Genomic DNA, 24,279 nt, shown 5'->3' on the forward strand with positions numbered 1-24,279 from the left:
TTGCATCAGGGCTTGTCCAACCCGAACAGCGCATCCAGGGAGTCAGCGGCGGGCGCAGCGGCGGGCGCCGCTGGTGGGGTAGCGGGCACAACCGGCGGGCTGGCCTCCACCGTCTTTTCCAGTTCTGCCAAGCTGGCGGCTGGCTCGATGGGCAAGGCATCCGGCACGATGGGCGCGGGCAAGGAGATGGTGTCGTCCATGGGTATGGTCGGGCTGGCCGCACTGCCATGCAGTCGCACGCTGCTATGTATGCCGGGCGTATGGTCTGCCTGGGTCACACTGGGCGCGGCGGGGGTGCCCAGGTCGAGGAAGGCATCGCTGGGCTGATTGTAGCGATCAAAGATACCGCCCGGCGCCAATGGATCGGCGCTGCTGCCGGCTTGCAGGCCGAACAGCAGATCCAGACTGTCAGCTGTACTGGCCACCGGGGTGAGCGAAGAGGCCGGCGTACCCACGCCAAGCATGCTGCCCAGGCTGCCGCCCCGGTCATTCAGCGCAGCCGTATTGGGTGCGATTACCGGCGTGGTGTTGGTGTTCAGCCCATCCAGGCCGGTGTAGCTGTGGCTGGGTGGCGGGGCGGGCTGGTTGATGCGCTGGCTGGGCGGGGTCAGGTCGCCGAAATCGAATGGATCGATGCTGCTGGGCTTGCTGGCCGGTGCTGCAGCGGTCGGCGCGACGTAAGCCGGCACGGGCGCTGGGCTGGCGACGGGCTTGCTGGCATGCAGATCGCCAAAATCGAACGGATCGACGCTACTGCCCGAGGTGGCTGCTGGGCTGGTAGGCGGGGTGGACTGTACGGCTGCTGGTTCGACCATGGGCTTGTTCACAGCCGGAGCAGCGGGCTGCAGCGTGCCGAAATCGAACGGATCCACGGTGGTGCTGGCAGTGCTGGCCACCACGATGGGCGCCACGGCGGCGGCAACGGGCGCCATGGCGACCGCCGGCACGGTGGCTGCCGCGGGGCGGCTGGCATGCAGGTCAACCGCCAGCTCCATGCCGCTGATGCGCACGCTGTCGCCATGGCTCAGGTTGGCTCGGCTGCCGTAGCCCAAGGGTTTGCCGTTGTGAAATACCGGCAGCAGATCGCCCAGGTCTTTCAGCACCCAGTTGTCCTGCAGTTTCTCGATGGCCAGATGCACCTGGGAGATATTGCTATCGCCACTCAGTACCAGGTGGTTGGCCGGGGCACGGCCGACAGTGCCGCCATCTTCGTCGAAGTAGGCATCGGCACCGGGCGGGGTCAGCAAGGTCAGTTTCAGCATGGCGTTACGTCTAGTCACGGTAGTCGAAGGATTACGCTGCCTATTCTACGCTTTCCATTTGTCATTTCCCGCAGCCGTTCGCAATTGGTCACACAGTTTGTGCCTGGCGCTACGTCTGCTTCATATTCATTCTTACATTAATCACGGCAGGTAGATCATGTCCGAAATCAGTCGCGCCGCCCTCTTCGGCAAACTCGATTCCACTTTATACAAGGCCCTGGAAGGCGCCACTGTCCTGGCCAAGCTGCGCGGCCATGGCGAAGTTGGCCTGCTGCACTGGCTGAACCAGCTGCTGCTGGCGCAGGATGGCGACCTGCATCATATCGCCCGCCATTTCGGGCTCGATGCCTCGCGCCTGGCGGCAGATCTGACCGCTGCGCTCGATCGTCTGCCCTGCCCTGGCACGGCGGTGGATCTGTCCAGCGATCTGGAACTGGTGACCGAACGCGCCTGGGTCTATGCCACCCTCAAGTACCGCGAGAGCCGTGTCCGTGGCGGTACCCTGCTGCTGGCGGTGTTGCGTACGCCCGCCTTGCGTGACCGTTTGTTCAACCTGTGCGGTGAGTTCCGTCGCATTGGTGACGACAAGCTGGCCGATGCCCTGCCGCAGATCGTGAAGAGCTCCCCCGAGCATGCTGAGCAGAGCGCCGATGGCATCTCGGTGGCTGCGCCGGGCGAAGCCAGCGGTGCCATTGCGCCGGCAGCCATGGGTAAGCAGGAGGCATTGCGCCGGTTCGCCGTCGATATGACCGAGCGCGCCCGCAATGGCGAGCTGGACCCCGTACATGGGCGCGACGCCGAAATCCGCCAGATGGTCGATATCCTGATGCGCCGCCGCCAGAACAACCCGCTGCTGACCGGCGAGGCCGGGGTGGGCAAGACCGCCGTGGTGGAAGGCCTGGCCCTGCGTATCGCCCAGGGTGATGTGCCACCGTCCTTGCAGGATGTGAGCCTGCTGTCGCTGGATATCGGCATGATGCAGGCCGGCGCCAGCATGAAGGGCGAGTTCGAGAATCGCCTCAAGCAGGTGATAGAGGAAGTCCGCAGCTCGCCCCGCCCCATCATCCTGTTCATCGATGAAGCCCACACTCTGATCGGTGCCGGTGGCGCTGCCGGTACCGGCGACGCCGCCAATCTGCTCAAGCCCGCACTGGCTCGGGGCGAGCTGCGTACGGTTGCCGCCACCACCTGGAGCGAGTACAAGCGCCATATCGAGAAAGACCCGGCCCTGACACGCCGCTTCCAGGTAGTGCAGGTCAACGAGCCCGACGAAGACGCGGCCTTGGTGATGATGCGTGGCGTGGTCGGCCAACTGGAATCGCACCACCAGGTGCAGGTGCTGGACGAGGCCGTCGAGGCCGCCGTGCGGCTGTCGCACCGCTATATTCCCGCTCGCCAGCTGCCGGACAAATCGGTCAGCCTGCTCGACACTGCCTGCGCCCGCGTTGCCGTCAGCCAGCATGCCACCCCGGCTGCGGTGGAAGACTGCCTGCGCCAGCGCCAGGCGCTGGAAACCGAGCAGGCCATACTGCAGCGCGAGTCGGCCATCGGGCTGGATCGCGAGGGCCGCCTGGCCACACTGGCCGAGCAATTGCGTGTGCTGGAAGACGAGCACGCCGTACTGACTGCACGCTGGGAAGTGGAGCGTGGCCTGGCACAGCAGGTGCTGGCCTTGCGTGAGGCACTGCGCCAGGGTGAGGCGCTGGATGAATCCAGCCGCAAGGACAAACTGGCCGAGCTGGCCAAGCTGCAGGATGAGCTGGCTGAATTGCAGGGCGAAGCCCCCCTGATACTGCCCTGCGTGGATGAGCAGGCTGTGGCGGCCGTGGTGGCCGACTGGACCGGTATTCCGGTAGGCCGCATGGTACGCGACGAAGTCGACGCCGTGCTGCGGCTGGCACAGACGCTGGAGCGCCGCGTGGTGGGCCAGACCCATGCGTTGGAAACCATTGCACGCCGTATCCAGGTATCGCGCGCACGGTTGGATGATCCCTCCAAGCCCATAGGCGTATTCATGCTGGTCGGCCCGTCTGGCGTCGGCAAGACCGAGACCGCCCTGGCGCTGGCCGAAACCCTGTACGGTGGCGAGCAGAACCTGATTTCCATCAATATGAGCGAATTCCAGGAAGCCCATACGGTTTCCACGCTCAAGGGCGCCCCTCCCGGCTACGTGGGCTATGGCGAAGGTGGTGTACTGACCGAAGCCGTGCGCCGTCGTCCCTACAGCGTGGTGCTGCTGGACGAGATCGAGAAGGCCCACCCCGATGTGCACGAGATCTTCTTTCAGGTATTCGACAAGGGCTGGATGGAAGATGGCGAAGGGCGCTATATCGATTTCCGCAATACGGTGATCCTGCTGACCTCCAATGTGGGCAGTGATCTGAGCATGCAGCTGTGCCAGGACCCGGAGCTGATGCCGGATGCCGAGGCACTGTCGCAGGCATTGCGCCCGGCGCTGCTGCAAACCTTCCCGGCTGCGCTGGTGGGCCGCATGTCGGTGGTGCCCTACTACCCGCTGTCCGATCGCGTCATCCTGGATCTGATCGGCATGCGGCTGGACCGCATTGCCCGTCGCCTGCTGGACAACCATGGCATACGCCTCGACTACGACGAGACGGTGGTGCAGCAGGTTGCCGACCGCTGCCGCGAAGTGGAGTCGGGTGGCCGCATGATCGACGCCATCCTGGCCCGCTCGGTGCTGCCACGCATCAGCCAGGAGATACTGCAGCAACTGGGCAAGCTGCCAGCGCTGCAGGCTGTGCAATTGGGCGTGGACAATGGCGACTTTACCTTTGGCCTGCAGCATGAAGCTGTAGCGGAATAAGCCTGCCGGCCGGTGTGGCGCGCACCAAGCGCCCGCTTCTGGCGACAGTACGGTGTTGCAGGGCGCCAAGCAGCAACATCGATGCAACAGGGTATTGCCGGGCAGCGGGAGCTGCCTTGCCATACCCTGTTTTTCTTTGGCAAGTATTTGAAAATCCGGGTTTTCTTTCCTTTTTAGGGAAAACTTGGTACAACCCCGGCCTCATGATCCAACTCAAATACCTTTCTGCCTATTCACCGGGCCTGCAGGCACAGGTGCAGCAACTGATAGCCGAAGATCGGCTAGGTGCGCACCTGCAGACCAAGTACCCGGTGAGCAATACCGTACAGACCGACAAGGCGCTGTACCGCTATGTCTGTGAGCTGAAGCAGGAACACCTGCGAAATGCGCCGGCTATCGACAAGGTGGCGTTCGACAGCAAGCTCGATGTGGTGCATCACGCCCTGGGCTTGCATACGGCCATTTCGCGGGTGCAAGGTGGCAAGCTCAAGGCCAAGAAGGAAATCAGGGTGGCCAGTCTGTTCAAGACGGCGCCGGCCGAGTTTCTGCACATGATCGTCGTGCATGAGCTGGCCCATCTGAAGGAGCACGACCATAACAAGGGCTTCTACCAGCTGTGCGAGCACATGCTGCCCAACTACCACCAGCTGGAATTCGATCTGCGGCTTTACCTGACTTGGCGCGAGGGCGCGGCAAGGTGATGTGAGCACCCAGAAAAAACCCCTGCCTATGCTGGCAGGGGTTTTTTCTTGCATGCGCAGGGCGATGCTTAGCGGCATTTATTGCTCGGGTATAGGCTCGCCGCGGGTCTTCCACAGCGAGTAGAGCACGCCAGCCAGCAGCAGGCCGAAGGTCACGCTCAGCGAGATAGGCGAAGGAATCTTGATGCCCAGATTCACCAGGAAGATCTTGACGCCGATGAAGACCAGTACGACAGACAGTGCGTACTTCAGGTAATGGAAGCGGTGCACCATGGCGGCCAGGGCAAAGTACAGTGCACGCAGGCCCAGGATGGCGAAGATATTCGAGGTGAATACGATAAAGCTGTCGGTGGTAATGGCAAAGATGGCCGGGACGCTATCCACGGCGAACACCAGATCGGTCACTTCGACCATGATCAGCGCCAGGAACAGGGGGGTTGCCCACCAGACCTGCATGGCTGGGTTCTTGGGGTCGGGCGCTTTGACGAAGAAATGGTTGCCCTCAATTTTCTCGGTAAAGCGGAAGTGGCCCTTCAGCCAGTTGATCAGCGGATTGCTGGCAACGTCTGTGGCATCGTCCTTGGCCAGGAGCATCTTGATGCCGGTGAACACCAGGAAGGCACCGAAGAGATATAGCACCCAGGTGAATTCATGGATCAGGGCTGCACCCAGGCCTATCATCACACCGCGCATGACGATGGCGCCGAGGATGCCCCAGAACAGCACCCTATGTTGATAGGCGCGGGGGATGGCGAAGTAGGTGAAGATCAACGAGATGACGAAGACGTTGTCCATGGACAGGCTTTTCTCCACCAGGAAGCCGGTGAGGTAGTCCATGCCAGCCTGCGCGCCCATCTGGTACCAGACAAAGCCGCCGAACAGCAGGCCTGCGCTGATGTAGAAGGCTGAGAGCTTGAGGCTCTCCTTGACGGAGATTTCGTGGTCCTTCTTGTTGAGGACGCCTAGATCGAGGGCAAGCAGGATGATGACGACAGCCGCGAAGGTGCCCCACATCCAGAGTGGATAGGTCATGGTGGATTTCCAGTCAGTTCAATAAATAATCAGGCGTACCGCCAAAGCGGTACGCGGTAATAGAAGCTGGCGCCGGACGGGGTATCCTCCAGCCCGGCACCGGCTGGTTTAACGTATAGCCTGCAAAGCAGCGATGCGTGTTTCAATGGGCGGGTGGCTGCTGAACAAGCCGGCCATGCCGCCGCTGATGCCCGAGGCTGCCATGGTCTTGGGGAGCTCGCCTGGCTGGCGGCCTCCCAGCACCTGCAACGCATCTATCATGGGCGCCGTGCTGCCCAGTAGCTGAGCGGCACCGGCATCGGCGCGGTACTCACGCTGGCGCGAGAAGTACATGACGATGATGCTGGCCAGGATGCCGAACAAGATTTCGAAAACGAAAGAGGCTATGTAGTAGCCTATGCCGGGGCCGCTGCTTTCCTCGTCGCTCTTGCGCAGGAAGCTGTCGACCAGATAGCCGGCCACCCGTGACAAGAACACCACAAAGGTATTGACCACGCCCTGTATCAGGGTCAGCGTCACCATATCGCCATTGGCGATATGCGCCACTTCATGGGCCAGTACAGCCTCCACTTCACGCCGGCGCATGCTGGCCAGCAGGCCGGTGGAGACTGCCACCAACGAGTTGGATTTGCTGGCACCGGTGGCGAAGGCATTGGGCGCACCCTCATAGATAGCCACTTCGGGCATGGGCAGGCCAGCGCGGCTGCTGAGCTGCCGCACGGTATCGACCAGCCAGGCTTCATCGGCATTGCGGGGCGAGCTGATGACCTGCGCGCCAGTACTCCACTTGGCCATGCTTTTCGACATCAGCAGCGAGATAAAGGCACCGCCAAAGCCGATCAGGGCCGAAAAGCCCAGCAGCATGCCGAAGTTCATGCCGTTGGCCGTGAGAAAGCGGTCTACGCCCAGGATGCGCGCGCTGAAGGACAGCACCAGCATGACCGCCAGGTTGGTCAGCAGGAAAAGCACGATGCGTTTCATGATTTGGATCTCCCATGTTCAGGCCGGGGCCTGTGTCGATCAGGAACGGGCGTAGCGTACGGCAAGTGAGATTGCGAAAGAATCGAGTATATTGGTATGAATACTTCGATTTTCTCGATGAATCATATGGCCAAGCCTGAACTCAATTACAAGCATCTGCACTACTTCTGGACTGTCGCCAAAGAAGGAGGCATAGCCCGGGCTGCAGAGCGCCTGGGGCTGAGTCCGCAAACTATCAGTGGCCAGCTCGGTAAGCTGGAGCGTGAAATGGGCAGGGCGCTGTTCAGGCAGTCCGGCCGGCGTCTTGAACTGACCGAGGCGGGTAGGGAGGCATTGCGCTATGCCGATGAGATCTTCCTGTTGGGCGAGCAGTTGCAGGAATTCCTGGCCAATCCCCAACTGGCACAGGCTAGTCGTTTGACTGTGGGCATAGCCGATTCGGTTCCCAAGCTGGTGGCCTATAAGCTGCTGGCGCCGGTATTGCAGGCCAGCCCCAGTGTGCGGCTGGTCTGCCATGAAGGTGAGTTCGAGGAGCTGATCTCGGCCCTGTCGCGCCACAAGCTCGATGTCGTACTGTCGGATCGCGACCTGGGCCAGGGTGGGCAGCGGCGGCTGGTGGGCAGGCGGGTTGCGTCCTGGCCTATAGGTATCTACGCCAACCGGACCCTGCTGGCACGGCAGCTTGAGGCGGAGCGGGGCGTGGTGCCGCAACGGGCGCCCATGCTGCTGCCCAGCAAACGCAGCTTTCTGCGTTCGCGGCTGGATGCCTGGCTGGATGCCCAGGGCTTGAATCCGATCGTGGTAGGGGAGTTTGACGACAGCGCCCTGCTGACTACCTTCGGCGGCAATGGCGTGGGGTATTTCCCGGCGGCCACCATGCTGGCAGAGACGCTGGCCCGCCAGTACGATGCAGAGTTGGTGGTGGTGCTGCCTGAGTTGCACGAGGACTACTACGCCATCAGCACTCCGTCACGGCTGCCCAGCCCGCATATTACGGCGCTGCTGCGGGCGGCTGAGGTGGCTTGACCGGCTGGTGCCGGAAAACAAAAAGCCCAGCGCTAGGCTGGGCTTTTTGCTTACATCTGGCTCCTCGACCTGGGCTCGAACCAGGGACCTACGGATTAACAGTCCGGCGCTCTACCGACTGAGCTATCGAGGAAAGGAGGCGCACTTTAATGTCCAGGCAGCCACTTGTCAAACATCTTTTGCATTTATTTTTTTATTTTTTCAGTGTTGGATGATGAATCCTTTTTACATCAATGGCTTGGCTGGTCAGAGTTTGCTGCGGGGCAGCATAGTGTATCGACGCCATTGAGCTAAGCTGAATCAGATAACGGGCCCATGACAGAGGCTGGGGAGCAAGGCTATGCGGGCGAGCAGCTGTGAAACACTGATTTCGGACCCCTACCGTGCAGGTTTGGCGCTGGGAGAGGGCCTGGCCGGCCTGGCGCCCGAGGTGGTGTTCCTCTTCACCGCCGTCCACTACGCCGGCAGTACCGAGCTGCTTGAGGGGCTGTACGACGCACTGGGCCGCGATGATCTGGTGGTGATAGGCAATAGCGGCGACGGCTACTATGCTGCCGGGCGGGCCTCCGATCTGGGGGCTGTGGCGTTGGGCCTGAACAGTGGAGGCAAGGTGCGCTGGACCGTAGCCTGTGCACAAGGCGTGGGGGCCAACCCTGTGGCGGCCACCCGGTCGGCCTTTGCGCAGTTGAGCAGCGCCATGTCAGAAGAGGCCGCGCTGGTGTTCCTGGCGGCCGATTTCCGCGCCGATGCCAGCCAGATTGAATCCGTACTGCGCGATGAGGTGGATTGCCCGGTGGTAGGGGGGCTGGCGGCAGATGATGACAGGATGCGTACCTGTTACATCTACGCCAACCGGCAGGTATTGCAGGACGCTGTGGTGTTGCTGGGTATGGCCGGCGCTGTGCGCTTTGATGTCAGTATAGGCAATGCTTTGACGCCTGTGGGCCGGCCGGGGCTGATAGAAGAGGCCGAAGGCACGGCGCTGTATCGTATCGATGGCATAGGTGCCATGGACTTTATCGAGCGCGAAACGGGCAAACCGGTACTGCAGACGGATCGTGGCGTGGTGGCACTGACCATCGTGGACCCGGATCGGACCGCGCAGCGACGCTTGCGTGCCATCGTGCCTGACTTCGGTCGTGGCCACGGTGCCATCGGGCTGTATGGCGGAATCGAGGCAGGCAAGACGGTGCAGGTCTGTCTGGCCAACCCGTCCGACCTGATGGCAGAGGTCAGCCGAATTGCCAGGCGGGTGGCTACCCTGGATTTTCAGCCTGTGGCAGGCCTGATCGTAAGCTGTACCGGCCGCAAGCAAATGCTGGGGAACGATATCGCCCGCGAGGCGGGCATTCTGGCCGAGTCGTTCCCTGCAGGGCTGGCGATTGCAGGTTATCCCTCGTTCGGCGAGATCGGACCCTTGCGGGAAGGCGAGGGCTATACCCGCAATCTCTTCCACAATATGACCTATATCCTCCTGCTGCTGGGAGCCTGAGCCAGGGCATGGCCATGACCTATCGACTGCTCAGTATGCTGGACCCGCCACCCCCCGGCTTTCGGCTACAGGATGTGCAGAAGCGCGACCTGCTGTCGGGGGCCGTCGCGGTTTATTGCAGCTCGGCCGAATCGCTCTACCCACTGGTGGAGATGTTCTGTCAGCGTGTGGCCGGGGTGTTGATCGTCACTGGTGATGGCTTTAGGCAAGAGCAACTGGGCACCTTGCTCTGGCGCATGACCTTGCCCAGCCGCTTGCAGTCGGCCATGCGGGTGCTGGTGGAGCCCCTGCTGGCGGCCATTGAAACTGCCTTGGCCCAACGGGAAAAGGCGGTGGAGTTGGGCAGCACTCTCAATCGACTGCGCTATGACCTCGATATCGTACGGGGCGACTATTTGCGCGTGACAGCCAAACTGCAAAGCCAGGTGGCGCAACTGGTCGAGACCCAGGCCGAACTGGTGCAGGGTGAGGCCGAGTTGCGCGCCATACTCGATTTGCTGCCACAGCTGATCTACGCCAGCGATGAGCGTGGGCGCCTGCTGCTGGCCAATGCCTCGTTTGCCCGCAAGCTGGGTCTGAGCGACCCTCAGTTAGCGTGCGGCCAGGAGGTACGAAACCTGAATCTGCCTGCACGCTGGCTGGGCCAGGCTGCGCTCGAGGATAGCCTGGTCTGGCAGTCGAAAGCGCCCCGCGCCATGGCCGATTTGCAGCTGCTGCAGGCCGATGGCGAGCTGTCGACCTACGAGGTACTGAAGCTGCCCTGGACATGTGGCGGCCAGGAGGCGGTGTTGACCGTGCTACATGATGTGTCGGCCAGGCACGCCGTGGAAGCGCAGATGGTCAGCCTGAACGAGGAGCTGGAAAAACGGGTGCAGCAACGCACGGGCGAACTGCAACAAGCCAATCGAGAACTGGAGTCCTTCTCCTATTCGGTTGCGCACGACCTGCGTTCGCCCCTACGGGCGGTCATGGGCTTCAGTCAGATACTGGAGGCGGAAGCCGGCAACCTGGACGGTGAGCAGCGCGATATGCTGCAGCGTGTGCAGGCTGCGGCGGTGCGCATGTCCCAGTTGATAGATGATCTGCTGATGCTGGCACAGGCCTCGCGCATGCAGCTGGAGCGCCGACCTCTGGATATCGCGGCACTGGGCCGCCAGGTGTGGCAGCAGTTTGCGCACCTGCGTGGCGACAGGCAGGTGGTGTTCGAGTGTGAACCCGCCCTGCCTGCGGTGGCTGATAGCCGCCTGGTGCAATTGGTACTGGAGCAATTGCTGACCAATGCCATCAAATTTACCCGTGGTAGTGTCGAGGCCAAGGTAGAGCTGGGGCATTTGCTGCTTGGCGACGAGACGGTCTATGTTGTACGCGATAATGGCGTAGGCTTTGACATGGCGGCCGCCGAGAAACTGTTCATGCCGTTTCAGCGCCTGCATAGCACAGCCCAATTTGAAGGTAGTGGCATAGGCCTTGCTACCGCGCGCCGCGCCATTAGCCGCCATGGTGGCCGTATCTGGGCTGAGGCGCAGCCTGGCCTGGGCGCCCAGTTCTATTTCACCCTGCCAGACGGTTAATACAATGATGCGATGGATAGCAACAGCAAGCATGTTGGTCAGCCTGGCGGTGCAAGGTGAAACGCCGGCGGCCGAGGCACAGAAGCTCTATGCCGTGGAGTTCCGCACCGGCCCTGCCTGGAAGCCTGGTCTGGTACCGCCAGCTCAGCCCTACTTCAAGGAGCATTCGGCCAACTTGCAGCGCTTGCGTAGCGAGGGTGTACTGGTGGCTGGTGCACGTTATGGCGAGGTGGGCCTGGTGGTGTTGCGTGCTACCAGCCTTGCAGCCGCCGAAAGCCAGATCGCCCAGGATCCGGCTGTGATCCATGGTCTGTTCAGCTACCAGCTCAACGAGATGCTGGTGTTTTACCCCGGGCATCTGGGCAAGCCAGTGAGCCCGCCATGAGGCCCGCCTGGCTGTGCGTGCTGCTGTGGCTGACTTGCAGTGGTGTGGGCTTGGCAGCCTGCCGGCAGGACTACCGTGTGCCCTACATCACCCTGGGTTATGCCAGCTACACCGATGAGCAAGGCCAGCCGGCCGGGTACTTTATCGACCTGTATCGGGAGCTGTCGCACCGCACCGGCTGCCGCTTCGTGATCGTACCGATGCCGGCCCAGCGGTTGCGCGCCACCATGGTGGTCAACCGCATACCCCTGTTCGGGCCTGCAGCCGCACCTGCCACCGGCGAGGCACGTGCCCTGCGGCGCTTTGTGCCGCTGACCCGTGAGCCCATGGAACTGGTGGTGCGCAAGGATCTGGCTGTCCGCAATGTGGCTGACGCCATGAGCCGGCCAGGCCTGGTGTTCGGCACCATACGCGGTGCCAGTTACGGCGAATGGGTGGAGCAGAACCTGCCCCGCCTGCCGGTGGCGCAGCGGGAGGAATCAGTGGATGCCGAGACCGTCTACCGCAAGCTGGTGGCTGGCCGGATTGGCGCCACCTTTGGTAATGCCTATGTCTATCGCTGGCATCTGGATCGTATGCAAGAGCCCGATAGCGTGAGCGTATTGCCGCTGCCGGAGCGCCATCGTACGGTGGTGGGTATGGTGTTCAACCATGACGGCATGGCGCCCGAAGATCTGGAGCGGCTATTGCGAGCGGTGGTGGCAATACGTGACGATGGCAGCTTCCGCCGCATGGTGGCCCGCTATCTGGGCGACGACTTGGCGCGGGACCGCTTGTATCAGGGCAGCACCAGCCATCCTTGAGTGGCTGGCCCGCCGGTCTGGCGGGGACTATGTCAGCAGTTCATCCAGCGCTGCCGCCAAGGTTGCAATCAGCCTGTCCACATCGGCCGCCGTGGTGGCGGGGCAGACCAGCATCATGTTGTGAAACGGGGTGATCAGTATGCCCCGGTTCAGCAGGTAGAGATGCAGGGCATGCTCCAGCGTGTGATCCATGGCGGCTTCAGCCTCGCTGCCATTGCGGGGCGGCTGGGCACAGAACTGGAATTCGGTACGCGCCCCCACCTGGCTGACACACCAGGGCAGGCCACGCTGGCCTATGATCTGCCGCAAGCCGTTGGCCAGGCGTTCGGCCAGTTCGAACATATGGGCATAGGCCTCGTCGGTCATCACCTCGGCCAGGTTGGCGCGCATGGCGCACATGGCCAGGGCGTTGGCAGTGAGGGTGGTGCCTATGCCAGAGTGGCCGGGTGGTGCGGCGGATTTGCTGGCCTGCATGCGTTGGGCCAGTTCGCTGGTAAAGCCGTAGACAGCACAGGGCACGCCACCCCCTACCGGCTTACCCAGTACGAAGAAATCCGGCTCCAGGCCGTGCGCCAAGGCATAACCGCCAGGGCCGGTGGAGATGGTGTGGGTCTCATCGCAGACGAACAGTGTGCCGGCCGCCCGTATCAGTTCCCGCGCAGCCTGCCAGTAGCCTGGCTGTGGCAACACCATGCCGACATTGGTCATGGCGGGCTCTGCCAGCACGCAGGCGATATCCCCGGCCGTCAGCGCCTGCCGCAAGCTGTCCAGGTCATTGAACTCCACCACCACGGTGTGCTGAGTCAGGTCATACACCTGCCCCAGCAGGCTGTCGCGCTGGCTGGGCTGGCCTTCGACCAGGTCGACAAATACATCATCCACCGTACCGTGGTAGCAGCCGTTGAATACCAATACCTTGCTACGCCCCGTGACTGCACGGGCCCAGCGTATGACGAAGCGGTTTGCATCAGTGGCCGTCATGGCGAATTGCCAGCAAGGCAGGCCGAAGCGTTGCGCCAGCAGCTCGCCCACTACCGCCGCATCCTCGCCTGGCAGCATGGTGGTAAAGCCCAGCTGGGTCTGCCGCACTACGGCGGCGGCAACAGGCTCAGGCGCGTGACCGAACATGGCGCCGGTGTCACCCAGGCAGAAGTCCACGTAGCTATGCCCGTCCACATCGTGAAAACTGGCGCCCTTGGCAGCCTCAACGAACAAAGGGAAGGGCGTACCCCAGTCAGTCATCCAGTGCAAGGGCACGCCATAGAGCAGGTGCGATTGCGCGCGGTGGGCCAAGGCCTGCGAGTGAGGTCGAGCGTCGATATAGCGATCTCTCTCACGGGCCAGCAGGGCCTGTAGGCTGTCTTTCTGGATACCGGTAGGGTGGGCCATATCATCCTCGACTGTTAATGAAATTCATCGTGGTGTTTAATATATGCACCATTTTGCCCATGCCGCAGGCGGCACGTAAAGGGCACGGCGGGCAATGATGCGAGGGCTGGTAAACATTCGCAGATCTCGTGCCGGCCGGGATAATCTGATCGAGATACACACCATGCTTCCAATCGCCGTCATCCAGCATGTGCCCGACGACGGCCCTTGCTACTTTGCCACCTACCTTGAGCGAGCAGGCTTGCCATATCGGGTATTTCGCCTGTTCGACGGCGACGCCTTGCCGGCCCGTATCAACGCGCATAGCGGCCTGTGCATACTGGGTGGTCCCATGAGTGCAAACGATGACCTGGCCTATCTGCCGCCCTTGTTTGAGTTGGTGCGGGCAGCTGTCCAGGCAGACATCCCGGTGATAGGCCACTGTCTGGGCGGCCAGATCATGGCCCGGGCACTCGGTGGGACGGTACAGGCATCCGAGCATGTCGAGATAGGCTGGAGCGAGCTGGAAGCGCTGGAGGATGCGGCGGCAGATTGGTTTGGTGGTGCTGCCAGCCTGAGACTGTTTCAGTGGCATGGCGAGAGCTTCAGCATTCCACCTGGCGCTCGCCATCTCGTGCGGGGTCGTTATTGCGCCAACCAGGCCTTCGGATTGGGTAGCAAGCATCTGGCCATGCAGTTCCATTGTGAGGTGGACGAGGCCAAGGTGCGGCGCTGGCTGGTGCTGGGGCAGCAGGAGCTGGCTAGCTGCACCTCGCCTGCCGCCCAGCAGGCCGAGCAGATACTGCCGAACCTAGCGCAGGCCATCGTGCTTAGCCAGCAACTGGCAGATGCCATCTACGGCCGTTGGGTAAAGGGATTGATGGTTTAGAGCCCCTATTGCCAATCTGGCACGCCATATTTGGCCAGCAAGGCCTTGAGCCGGCCATCGGTACGCATGGCGGCGACCTCGTCCTGCAGCAGCCTGGCATATTCGCGAGCCTTGGGGTGCTTGGGTGAGAAGGCAATATGCAGGCCGGAGGGCGTGACAGAACGTTCGCAACCGGCGTCCTTGTAATGGCCCTGCCAGTTTTTTTCGTTGATGGTGTAGGCCAGTACTGCCTGATCCTCAACGACGGCATCGAGTCGCTTGTTGCGGAGTTTTTCCAGGTTGCGTAACAAGGCATCATCGCCAGTGACGGCCTGTAAAACCTTGGGGTTGGCCTTGAAGTAGGCATCCAGCGTGTCACCGTAGGCGTAGTCCTGGATGGCACCTATGGTGCGGCCAGCCAGGCTGGGTAATCCCTTGTACTGCCAACTGCCGTCTTTGTGGGTGACAAAGCAATTGATGCTACGGCCCAGTGGAGCCGCGCCCACGATCAGCTTGTTCTCTCGCACCTCTTCGTCACTGGCGCCGACGACGGCGGTAAAGCCGCCATCCCGAGCCGCAGCCAAGGCGCGGCTCCAGTTGAGATTCTGGTAGTCGACCTTATGGCCGGCCTTGCCCAGGGCGGCACTGGCGATTTCTATCATGTAGCCAGGCTTGGTGCTTTGTGGCACGCAGTTGAATGGACACCAGGAATCCGCCCGTATGGTGATGGTTTCCGCCACAGCTAAGGGAGTGCTGAGACCTAGAGCCAGCAGATAGCCGGCGTTAGCCAGATGGAGCAGATGAGTACGCATGGAGAAAGGGGCCTTGTGGGTATGCACTAGCTTGAGTTGTAGCGCACCCTCCGACAGGTACAAGGCCTGGCCTGCAATGCCTGCGTGGCTTGCCCGCGTACAGTCTGCACCGAACGCTTAACCAGAACCATTACGCGGGGACTTGTTAGCGGTGTTTGATGCTGACGGGTCAGATGGCATGGCGACCACTGCTGACGCGCAAGGTGCTCAGCAGGTTGTCGGTATCTTCCGTACCGGTTTTCTGCAGCAAGCGGCCGAGACTGCCGCGCAGCCAGTCAAACTGGCCGGCGTAGTGGCCGTCTTCATGCAGCAGCCAGTTGGCCAGTCTGCAATCCTCGGTGGTGAAGCCATAGGCTTGGCGCCAGATGGTGCTTGCAGGCGGAGCATGGTCGCCGACCATCAACAGCAGGGCGGTGCGGCTGATGCTGAATACCTTATCAGCCCAAGCTGGTGGCATGGGCAGGCAAAGCAGCCGCCAGCCGTGTCCTTGCCGCTGCAGTCGCAGCGAACTGGCATGCGCTTTCCCAAGCAAGCCTGATGCAGCAGCTAGCGCGACACGCAAGGCGGTATTCATTTCCGGTGCATACAGCCTGCCATCGACCTGGCTCAGGCCACTGTCAAGGCGAAATACCACGGTTGCTGCCGCATTGCTGTATAGCACCCTGCCATCAATGCTCACCACGGCCAGAGCAGTGTCGGGATGACTGGGTTCGGCGTGGCGCCGGACGATGGGTGGCCGCAGAAGGCGGGCATGCGGCCTGCGCGCTGGGTTTGCGGTATTGGGCAGATACAAGTGGGCTAGTGTCATGCTGGTGATCCTCCAGTGTTGGAAGATAGGCCAGTGTCCGTGCCCGGTAATCATCCGGATGGAGGATAGGGCAGTGCCATTTTTACCATGCCGACAAGCGGTCATCCCGATTGTGCCGCCAGCCAACCATACAGTCGACTGTTGTCTGCCCAGGCGGCGTTGAAGCGGAAGTGCCGGCTGCTACCGCCGTCCGGCAGGTAGAAACGCCCTGGGGCGAGGGCGATGCCCACGGTGGCGGCCGCTTCGGTCAGGCGGCTGACATCCATCAGCGGCGGTGCCTCTGCCCACAGGAACAGGCCGCCTGCGGGTTGGTGGAAAACCTGCCAGCCCAGCTCAGTCAGGCGGCCGCAGACGCGGGCCTGGGCCTCACCCAGGCGGTCACGCAGGCGATCCAGGTGGGTGCGGTGGTGGCCGTCGGTGAGCATGGACAGGGTAGCGGATTCCATGATGGCAGAGCCGGTCAGCCCCGCCACCATCTTGTGTTGTGTGGCACGGGTCAGCAGGTCGGCACGGGCCAGCAGAAAGCCCACGCGCAGGGCTGGCGACAGAGTCTTGGAGAAGCTGCCCAGATAGATGACGCGCTCCAGTCCATCCAGGCTGGCCAAGCTAGGGCTGGGGTGCAATTGCAGGTCGGCAAAGGGGTCGTCTTCCACGATATGGAAATCATGCCGGTCGGCCAGCTTGAGCAACTGGTGCGCCGTGGCGGCTGTGGTACTGGTGCCGGTAGGGTTGTGCAGGGCGCTGTTGGTGAACAGGGCGACCGGCTGGTGTCGGGCTGCCGCCTGTGCCACGGCGGCTACGTCCGGCCCAGCCAGGGTGCGGGGGATGCCGACCAGTTTGGCGCCGTGCAATAGCAGCGCGGCGATCAGGGTAGAGTAGCCAGGGCTGTCGATCATCACGGTATCGCCGGGCTTGACCAGCAGCCGCACCGCCAGGTCCAGGCCCTGGCTGGCGCCGTGGGTCAGGACGATGCGCTCGGCCGGCGCTTCCAGTCCCCGAAGGGCCAGCCGCCACTGCAGGTGGCTGCGCAGTGCAGGCAGGCCTTGCGGATGGCCATAGCGGGTCAGCAGGTCACCCGGTGCCTTAGCCAGATTGCGCAGCGCAGCCCGTACACCGTCCTCGTATAGCCAGTCATGCGGTAGCCAGCCGCCACCAGCCTGCAGCTCCAGTTCAGCATCCTCGTAGACGCGGCTCAGCAGCCAGGCGTCATCCACCGGTGAGCGCACCGGCGCCGCCGGTGGGCGCTGCCGAGTGGCCACGAAGTAGCCGCGTGCCCGCTGCGCCATGATCCAGCCACCGGCTACCAGCCGGTTATAGGCTTCTGCCACGGTAAACGGGCTGACGCCCGTAGCCTGGGCCAGGCCACGCACCGACGGCAGTCGGGCGCCTTCGCTGAGCAGGCCGCGTTCTATCTTGCCTATCAGGCCCTGCACGATCTGTTCGGTAAGCGGACTGGTGGCGCTGGGGTCGAGTTGCAACATGACTGTACTGGCCTGGGTATCTGTACATCTGGCTGCCGGATGGCAGGGCTTGTATATGGCGGTATAGCTGAATTCTCAACGATACTAGCGGCCAGTGACAAATGGCCGGAGATTGCAGCGGCCAGTACATGACCAATACAGATCAGCCCCCAGCCACGGAGACCACCATGGGCCAGAACGATAGCGAGCAACTGAATCTCAATCCCTACTGGATGCCTTTCAGCCATAACCGCTACTACAAGCAGGATGCGGTCCACCGGGTGCATCGCATGCTGGCCCGGGCGGAAGGCAGCTATTACTGGACCACCGAGAACCACAAGCTTTACGACGCGCTGTCCGGCCTGTGGTGCTGTGGCCTGGGCCACCGGCACCCGCGCCTGGTGGAGGCCGTCAAGCAGCAGCTTGATGTGCTGGACTATGGTACGGCCTTCCAGATGGGCACGCCGGGCGTGTTCAAGCTGGCCGAGCGCATTGCCGAGGCGGCGCCGGCAGGCTTCGAGCATGTGTTCTTCTGCAATTCGGGTTCCGAAGCCGTCGATACGGCGCTGAAGATGGCGCTGGCCTATCACCGTGCCCGGGGCGAAGCCCATCGCACCCGCTTTATCGGCCGGGAGAAGGGCTATCACGGCGTGGGTTTTGGCGGCATCTCGGTAGGGGGCATGGTGGCCAACCGCAAGATGTTTGCCGCAGGCATGCTGCCTGGGGTGGATCACCTGCCGCACACCCACAATCTTAAGGAAATGGCGTTCAGCCGGGGCGAGCCGCAATGGGGTAGCCACCTGGCCGATGAGCTGGAGCGGCTGGTGGCCTTGCATGATGCTTCTACCATCGCTGCCGTGATCGTGGAGCCCATGCAGGGTTCGGCCGGCGTCATCGTGCCGCCGCAGGGCTATCTCAAGCGCCTGCGTGAGCTGTGCACCAAGCATGGCATCCTGCTGATCTTCGACGAAGTGATCACCGGCTTTGGCCGCATGGGCCAGCCTTTCGCCGCCCAGTATTTCGATGTCACCCCCGACCTCATAACCTTCGCCAAGGGCGTGAACAATGGCCTGGTGCCGATGGGCGGGGTCATCGCGACCAAATCGATCTACGACACCTTCATGACCGGCCCGGACCATATGGTGGAGTTCTTCCATGGCTACACCTACTCGGGCCACGCGCTGGCGGTGGCGGCAGCCCATGCCGCGCTGGATGTGATCGCCGAGGAGCAGATCTACCCGCGGGTCAATGCACTCAGCAAGACCCTGGAAGAGGCCGTGCATGGCCTCAAGGGCGAGGCCAATGTGATCGATATACGCAACTGCCAGCTGGCGGCGGCGGTGGAGCTGGCGCCCATGGAGGGCAAGCCCGGCCTGCGTGCTATCCGAGTGTTCGAGGAGGCGCTCAAGCGCGGGGTGTTGTTCCGTTTTACCGGCGACATCATTGCCATGGGGCCGACTTTTGTTTCCACACCCGAAGAGATAGGCCATATGGCCGAGGTCTTGCGGGAGTCGATCCGGGCGGCCGGCTGAGGCGCGCTCGCCATCGGTCATCTAATCCGCTGCCGCCGCCTACGCTGGCGTGACGGCCGCATCTGAATTACCCATACGCAGGGCAGGCATCATGGCAAATACCATACATCACTGGATCAACGGCGCCGAAGTGGCAGGCACTTCCGGCCGCTACAGCGAGGTTTACAACCCGGCACAGGGCGAGGTCAGCGGCCGCGTGCAATTGGCCAGCAGCGAGGAACTGGATCTGGCTGTGGCCGCTGCCAAGGCGGCGTTCCCTGCCTGGTCCGCCACCCCGCCGCTGCGGCGGGCGCGGGTGATGTTCAAGTTCAAGGAGCTGCTGGAGCGGCACGCCGATGAAATCGTGGCGGCCATCTCGCGCGAGCATGGCAAGGTCAGGGCCGATGCCCATGGTGAACTGGTACGCGGCCTGGAAGTGGTGGAGTTCGCCTGCGGCGCGCCCCACCTGCTCAAGGGCGAGTTTGCCGAGAATGTGGGTACGGCAGTAGACAGCTACAGCCTGCGCCAGGCGCTGGGGGTAGTGGCCGGCATCACCCCGTTCAATTTCCCGGCCATGGTGCCCATGTGGATGTTTCCGCTGGCCCTGGTGGCAGGTAATACCTTCCTGCTTAAGCCCAGCGAGCGCGACCCATCCACCGCCCTGATACTGGCCCGCTTGCTGAAGGAGGCAGGCCTGCCAGACGGCGTGTTCAACGTGGTGCAGGGCGACAAGGTGGCGGTGGATGCCATCCTGGCCAATGACGATGTCCAGGCAGTCAGCTTTGTGGGCTCCACCCCCATTGCCCAGTATATCTACGCCACCGGTACGGCCCGTGGCAAGCGGGTACAGGCATTGGGCGGTGCCAAGAACCATATGGTGGTGATGCCCGATGCCGATCTCGACCAGGCAGTCGATGCCCTGATGGGCGCGGCGTATGGTTCGGCGGGGGAGCGCTGCATGGCAATTTCGGTGGCGGTAGCAGTGGGCGACGAGGTGGCAGATGCCCTGGTGGCCAGGCTGGCGCCCAAGGTGCGTGCGCTCAAGATAGGTAGCTGGGATAGCTCAGCCGATGTGGAAATGGGCCCGCTGGTGACACGCGAGCATCGCAACAAGGTAGCCGCTTACATCGATGCCGGCGTGGCCGAAGGGGCCAGCCTGGTGGTGGATGGACGCGGCCATGTGGTGCAGGGCTGTGAAAGTGGCTTCTTCCTGGGGGGCTCGCTGTTTGACGGCGTCACCACCAGCATGAAGATATACCAGGAGGAAATCTTTGGCCCGGTACTCTGCGTGGTGCGGGTCGGCAGTTACGAAGAGGCGATACGGATTACCAACGAGCATGCCTACGGTAATGGCACCGCCATCTTCACCCGCGATGGAGACGCGGCGCGAGACTTTGTCGCCCGGATACAGGTGGGGATGGTGGGGGTGAATGTACCCATACCCGTACCCATGGCGTTCATGAGCTTTGGTGGCTGGAAGCAGTCGCTGTATGGCGATCATCATGCTTATGGTGCCGAGGGCATACGTTTCTATACCCGTTTGAAGACCGTGACTGCGCGCTGGCCGCAATCGATACGCTCGGGCGCCGAGTTCGTGATGCCCACCATGAAGTAGCCTGAACGCTGCCACCGCCTGCCAGGAGGCGCATGCCTGGCAGGTGGGCGATGGGCGGGGCGGCAATCCGCACAGCAAGGTCTAGACTGGGCTTATCTGCAGGCCGACTGCCGACGGAGCACTATCATGGACCAGCAACGCAGAAAGACACTGCAGCTATTGGGCGCCTCGCCCCTGCTGCTGGCTGCGGCCACCCCACCTGAGCGCTTTGTAGTCAGCTATAACGATGACTACGCGCCGTACTCCTATATAGACAGCGCCACCAGTACCAGCAGGGTGCTGGGGATACTGCCCGATGTGCTCGACCCCATTCTGAGCGAGCTGAACGGCCTGGTGCCGTCCAACGTCGGCCTGCCTTGGCGACGGGCTCAGATGATGGTGCAGCAGGGGCTAGCCGATGCCCTCTGTACGTTTGCCTCGGATGAACGCAAGCAGTACGCCCTGTTCCATAGCGTGCCGGTGGTACAGCTGCAGCCACATCTCTTCTTCAATGCCTACCACCTGCGCAGGGCCGAGCTGGAGCGCATCAAGACCCGCGATGAACTCAAGGCTTTTTACCTGGTGGACCAAAAGGGCAACCAGTGGGCGGAGCAGGCACTGAAGGATTTCCCGCATGTGGAGTGGACGCCGGGGCATGACGCCATCTTCAGGATGGTGATGGCCACGCGGGGGGATGTGCATGTTTCCCTGAGTCCCATCGTCACCAAGTGGCGCTTGCGCAAGCTGGGCATTTTGCAGGAGATCGTCTCCATCCCCGCGCCCTATATCGCGCCCAGCGTGCCGTTTCACTTGGGGATACGCAAGGATCACCCCCGTGCTGCAGAGATACTGGGGCATGTCGACGAGGTGCTGAGGGTGCCCGCCACCCAGCGCCGTATAGAGGATGTGGTGCGGCGCTATGCCTGAGCCCTGGCGGGACCTGTAAATATTGACCGGATCGCCACCGAAAAATGCCGACAGTCAGTGTCTGGCTCGGTGCTATATTGCCGCGCACCGCCACACGGCGGCGCCGTATACGCGGTAACGTAAGAGCCTGTTCACAATCTTATTTGCTCCGATACCGGGGCAATAAAATAGTGAACAGGCTCTTAGATCCTGTTCAATATATTCAAGGTATGCACGTGATAAAAATATCCCGCCTCACCTCCCTGGCTGCGGCCTGCCTGTTGCTGGCACAACCCGTTATTGCAAACGACCAGCCCGCCGTTGATCCCGCTGCACAGCCAGCTGCCGAGCCTGCTGCAAAGAAATCTAAAGCTGACCTTGCAGCCGAAGCCATGCGCGAGATGCAGGAGTCGGAGCTGTTCCAGACCTATATGGGCATCATGGGCGAGCTTAGCCCCCTGGTAAGCAGCGAACTGGCCCTGGAGGCCAAGCTGGAGCGTATCGAGAAGTTCGACTTCTCCGAGCCTACCCAGCAGCGCCTGAAGAAGCTGTTTGGCAACGCCAGGCCCTTGCATTTCAGCAAGCAGAAACTGGCCGACGGCGACATTGCTGTGGATTTCAAGCTCGACCCGCTCAAGTACCACGATGAGCCTGCTGCCAGTCTGATGAACTGGTCAGGCATGGCTGGACGTGCCTTGGTGAAGTCCGATATGCGCCGGGTTACCATGACCGCCAGCTCCGATACGCTGGACATGGACAACAAGGAGCTGACACTGAAAGCCACCGGGCTCACCATGGCGAGCAGCCAGATGAAGGGGCCGCTGGATTTGTGGTTCGGCAATGGCGAAGCCAGGGTCGAGCAGGTGACCGTGACGCCCAAGCGCTTGCCCATGACGGTTCAGCTGCACGCCCTGCGCTATGGCTTCGATATGCAAGCCAAGGGCAAGACGGTTGTCATCGGTTATACCGGCTCGATCAAGGCCATCAAATGGGGTGAAGACAGCGTAGAGGATGCCAATCTGGCGGTGCGTATCAGCGGCCTGCAGCTGGAGGCCCTGGCGGCCATGAACAAGGATGCCAAGGCGCAGGCTGCGAAGAAGCAGGTGCCGGCAGCACAGCTTGACGCCGCGTTGGCCATGGTAATGAAGCATGGTGTGGCCATGGTGAAGCAGGGCGTGGTGCTGGATGTCGACGATATCTCCGCCCGCTATCACGGCCACAAGGCCCAGATCAAGGGCCAGGTCAAGCTGGCCAAGCTGACCGACCGAGACCTGCAGAACTTCGACCGTATCATGAAGAAAGTGCAGCTGCGTTTTGATGCCAGCGTGCCACTGGGCATGGTTCGCGAATTGTCGCGCACCATGATGGCCAAGCAAGGTGGCGAGGGCGTGGACAAGCAGCAACTGGACGAGGCCAGCGAGCAGATGGTGCGCAGCGGTATCGATACGCTGAAGCAGAACAACTGGGCTCGCCTGGAAGGCGACGTGCTGCGTAGCACCTTGGTGATGAACCAGGGCAAGCTGTTGCTGAATGGCAAGCCGCTGTCGCTGTCTGGCGGCAAGAAATCGGCCAAGCCGAAGCAGACCGCCAAGCGCGCAAAGGGCTAAGCCAGCCTGGCGTCGAGCACCCACAAAGGGCCGCTGCAAAGCGGCCCTTTGTGTTTTACGGGCCAACAGCAGCTGGGTGGGACGTGCCTTTTACGCGACAGGCAGGCGCTTGAGGGCGCTGCCGGATACACCGCTTGTATCGCCATGTGGACTTGCTATCTGGGTATTTTTTCCTTGCATATCAAGCCTATGCTGCGTCGATGTCCAGACGCGAGCCGTGATTGGCTTGGTGTTGGTGTTTGCTTGCGGCACCCTTGTGTGTGGGGGGCTTAGCCGGCGCTGGCTGGCTATGGCATGCTGCGCCGCTGACCCTAAAACGGAGAATGCCGTGATTGCGCTGACTGCTCGAGTTTCCCTGGTGCTGGGGGCTACTGCTGCCCTGGCTTGCTCGCTTGGAGTGTCCGCTGCCGCGCAGCGCACCCCTGCCGATATCATCAAGCAGTCTGCTGCCAGCGATTGGCGCCCTCTGGATGGGCAAAATACCCTGGTGATGGAGCTGAACGGCGGGCAGGTGATCTTTGAACTGGCGCCCCGTTTTGCACCGCGCCATGCTGCCAATATCCGCAAGCTGGCGCGCAATGGCTACTACGACGGGCTTGCTGTGATACGGGTGCAGGATAACTTTGTCACCCAATGGGGCGACCCGGTGGACGAGGAGAAAGAGCCTGCCAAGGTCAAGCCGTTGGGCGATGCCGAGGCCAAGCTACCGGCGGAGTTCTCCATTGCCTACCGAGGATTGCCGATTGCCCGGCTGAAGGATGCGGATGGCTTTGCGCCGGTCACCGGCTTTAGCGAGGGTATGCCGGTGGCGGCCGACCCGAAGAAGAACCGTGCCTGGATACCACACTGCTACGGCGTGATCGGTGCCGGCCGTGGCAATACGGTGGACAGCAGCAACGGCAGCAGTCTCTACGTCATCATCGGACAGGCGCCGCGTGCGCTGGATCTTAACATCACGGTGGTGGGCCGCGTGCTCAAGGGTATGGAGTTGCTATCCGGCTTGCCGCGTGGCGGCAGCAATATGGGGTTCTATGACAAGCCCGAGCAGCATGTGCCCTTGCAGCGGGTACGCTTGCTGGCCGATATCCCTGCGGCCGAGCGCCCCGCGCTGGAGGTGCTGCGTACCGATACGCCCACGTGGCAGGCACTGGTGGAATCGCGCCGCCATGCCAGTGGTGATTGGTATGTGCATAGCGCCGAGCACACCAATGTCTGCAATATTGGCATTCCTACCCGTCCGCTGGTGCCTGCAGCCAGCTAATGGACGC

Annotated in this window: 20 protein-coding genes and 1 tRNA gene; 13 read left to right on the plus strand and 8 right to left on the minus strand. The window is 62.1% G+C overall.

Annotation, left to right across the window (positions count from 1 at the left end; genetic code table 11):
* Positions 1-5: 5 nt before the first annotated feature.
* Entirely contained in the window at positions 6-1,262 is a 1,257-nt protein-coding gene (locus QQK16_RS20545; protein ID WP_284198369.1) for an FHA domain-containing protein, read from the minus strand.
* Between the two features lie 157 nt (positions 1,263-1,419).
* Here QQK16_RS20545 and tssH point away from each other — a divergent pair, with 157 nt between their 5' ends.
* On the plus strand, positions 1,420-4,086 hold the full coding sequence (gene tssH, locus QQK16_RS20550) for a type VI secretion system ATPase TssH (protein WP_284198370.1): 2,667 nt from the start codon (positions 1,420-1,422) through the stop codon (positions 4,084-4,086).
* 203 nt (positions 4,087-4,289) lie between these two features.
* Positions 4,290-4,787, plus strand: coding sequence for a M48 metallopeptidase family protein (locus tag QQK16_RS20555; RefSeq protein WP_284198371.1), 498 nt, complete (start codon positions 4,290-4,292; stop codon positions 4,785-4,787).
* Positions 4,788-4,865: 78 nt separating this feature from the next.
* Here QQK16_RS20555 and QQK16_RS20560 read toward each other — a convergent pair whose 3' ends face one another.
* Both QQK16_RS20560 and htpX read right to left on the minus strand, forming a co-directional pair.
* Positions 4,866-5,819 carry a TerC family protein gene (locus tag QQK16_RS20560; RefSeq protein ID WP_284198372.1) on the minus strand — a complete coding sequence of 318 codons (954 nt, stop codon included), beginning with the start codon at positions 5,817-5,819 and terminating at the stop codon, positions 4,866-4,868.
* A 108-nt stretch (positions 5,820-5,927) separates the two neighbouring features.
* A complete protein-coding gene (gene htpX, locus QQK16_RS20565) occupies positions 5,928-6,800 on the minus strand; it encodes a protease HtpX (protein WP_284198373.1) in 873 nt (290 codons plus the stop codon).
* A gap of 96 nt (positions 6,801-6,896) precedes the next feature.
* Between htpX and QQK16_RS20570 the strand changes: the two genes are divergently transcribed.
* A complete protein-coding gene (locus QQK16_RS20570; protein WP_284198374.1) occupies positions 6,897-7,826 on the plus strand; it encodes a LysR family transcriptional regulator in 930 nt (309 codons plus the stop codon).
* Between the two features lie 57 nt (positions 7,827-7,883).
* On the opposite strand, the gene QQK16_RS20575 is transcribed toward QQK16_RS20570, so the two are convergent.
* Positions 7,884-7,959 (minus strand) — tRNA-Asn (locus tag QQK16_RS20575).
* Positions 7,960-8,166: 207 nt separating this feature from the next.
* Between QQK16_RS20575 and QQK16_RS20580 the strand changes: the two genes are divergently transcribed.
* The 4 genes from QQK16_RS20580 to QQK16_RS20595 are packed head-to-tail and all read left to right on the plus strand — an operon-like array spanning position 8,167 to position 12,077.
* On the plus strand, positions 8,167-9,318 hold the full coding sequence (locus tag QQK16_RS20580) for an FIST signal transduction protein (RefSeq protein ID WP_284198375.1): 1,152 nt from the start codon (positions 8,167-8,169) through the stop codon (positions 9,316-9,318).
* A gap of 14 nt (positions 9,319-9,332) precedes the next feature.
* A complete protein-coding gene (locus tag QQK16_RS20585) occupies positions 9,333-10,889 on the plus strand; it encodes a sensor histidine kinase (protein ID WP_284198376.1) in 1,557 nt (518 codons plus the stop codon).
* Positions 10,890-10,920: 31 nt separating this feature from the next.
* A complete protein-coding gene (locus QQK16_RS20590) occupies positions 10,921-11,274 on the plus strand; it encodes a YciI family protein (RefSeq protein WP_284198377.1) in 354 nt (117 codons plus the stop codon).
* The gene (locus QQK16_RS20595) at positions 11,271-12,077 is read left to right on the plus strand and encodes a substrate-binding periplasmic protein (protein ID WP_284198378.1); all 807 of its coding nucleotides are present in this window, start codon (positions 11,271-11,273) and stop codon (positions 12,075-12,077) included. The genes QQK16_RS20590 and QQK16_RS20595 overlap by 4 nt, the downstream gene beginning before the upstream one ends.
* 27 nt (positions 12,078-12,104) lie before the next feature.
* Here the strand turns inward: QQK16_RS20595 and QQK16_RS20600 are convergent, their stop codons facing one another.
* A complete protein-coding gene (locus QQK16_RS20600; RefSeq protein ID WP_284198379.1) occupies positions 12,105-13,466 on the minus strand; it encodes an aspartate aminotransferase family protein in 1,362 nt (453 codons plus the stop codon).
* Between the two features lie 163 nt (positions 13,467-13,629).
* Between QQK16_RS20600 and QQK16_RS20605 the strand changes: the two genes are divergently transcribed.
* Positions 13,630-14,334, plus strand: coding sequence for a type 1 glutamine amidotransferase (locus QQK16_RS20605; protein ID WP_284198380.1), 705 nt, complete (start codon positions 13,630-13,632; stop codon positions 14,332-14,334).
* Positions 14,335-14,339: 5 nt separating this feature from the next.
* On the opposite strand, the gene QQK16_RS20610 is transcribed toward QQK16_RS20605, so the two are convergent.
* From QQK16_RS20610 to QQK16_RS20620, 3 genes are all read right to left on the minus strand, one after another.
* The gene (locus QQK16_RS20610) at positions 14,340-15,125 is read right to left on the minus strand and encodes a substrate-binding periplasmic protein (protein ID WP_284198381.1); all 786 of its coding nucleotides are present in this window, start codon (positions 15,123-15,125) and stop codon (positions 14,340-14,342) included.
* Between the two features lie 169 nt (positions 15,126-15,294).
* Positions 15,295-15,933: a hypothetical protein gene (locus QQK16_RS20615; RefSeq protein WP_284198382.1), complete on the minus strand. Its 639-nt coding sequence runs from the start codon at positions 15,931-15,933 to the stop codon at positions 15,295-15,297.
* Positions 15,934-16,034: 101 nt separating this feature from the next.
* Positions 16,035-17,414: an aminotransferase-like domain-containing protein gene (locus tag QQK16_RS20620; protein WP_284198383.1), complete on the minus strand. Its 1,380-nt coding sequence runs from the start codon at positions 17,412-17,414 to the stop codon at positions 16,035-16,037.
* 128 nt (positions 17,415-17,542) lie between these two features.
* Here QQK16_RS20620 and QQK16_RS20625 point away from each other — a divergent pair, with 128 nt between their 5' ends.
* From QQK16_RS20625 to QQK16_RS20645, 5 genes are all read left to right on the plus strand, one after another.
* Positions 17,543-18,925: an aspartate aminotransferase family protein gene (locus QQK16_RS20625; RefSeq protein WP_284198384.1), complete on the plus strand. Its 1,383-nt coding sequence runs from the start codon at positions 17,543-17,545 to the stop codon at positions 18,923-18,925.
* Positions 18,926-19,016: 91 nt separating this feature from the next.
* Positions 19,017-20,519 carry a CoA-acylating methylmalonate-semialdehyde dehydrogenase gene (locus QQK16_RS20630; RefSeq protein WP_284198385.1) on the plus strand — a complete coding sequence of 501 codons (1,503 nt, stop codon included), beginning with the start codon at positions 19,017-19,019 and terminating at the stop codon, positions 20,517-20,519.
* 126 nt (positions 20,520-20,645) lie between these two features.
* Complete coding sequence (locus QQK16_RS20635; protein WP_284198386.1) at positions 20,646-21,425, plus strand: substrate-binding periplasmic protein; 780 nt, start codon at positions 20,646-20,648, stop codon at positions 21,423-21,425.
* Between the two features lie 215 nt (positions 21,426-21,640).
* Positions 21,641-23,011: a DUF945 family protein gene (locus QQK16_RS20640; protein ID WP_284198387.1), complete on the plus strand. Its 1,371-nt coding sequence runs from the start codon at positions 21,641-21,643 to the stop codon at positions 23,009-23,011.
* A 328-nt stretch (positions 23,012-23,339) separates the two neighbouring features.
* The gene (locus QQK16_RS20645) at positions 23,340-24,272 is read left to right on the plus strand and encodes a peptidylprolyl isomerase (protein ID WP_284198388.1); all 933 of its coding nucleotides are present in this window, start codon (positions 23,340-23,342) and stop codon (positions 24,270-24,272) included.
* Positions 24,273-24,279: the final 7 nt, after the last annotated feature.

It is taken from the genome of Chitinimonas prasina, from assembly GCF_030160395.1.
GTDB classification, from domain to species: domain Bacteria; phylum Pseudomonadota; class Gammaproteobacteria; order Burkholderiales; family Chitinimonadaceae; genus Chitinimonas; species Chitinimonas prasina.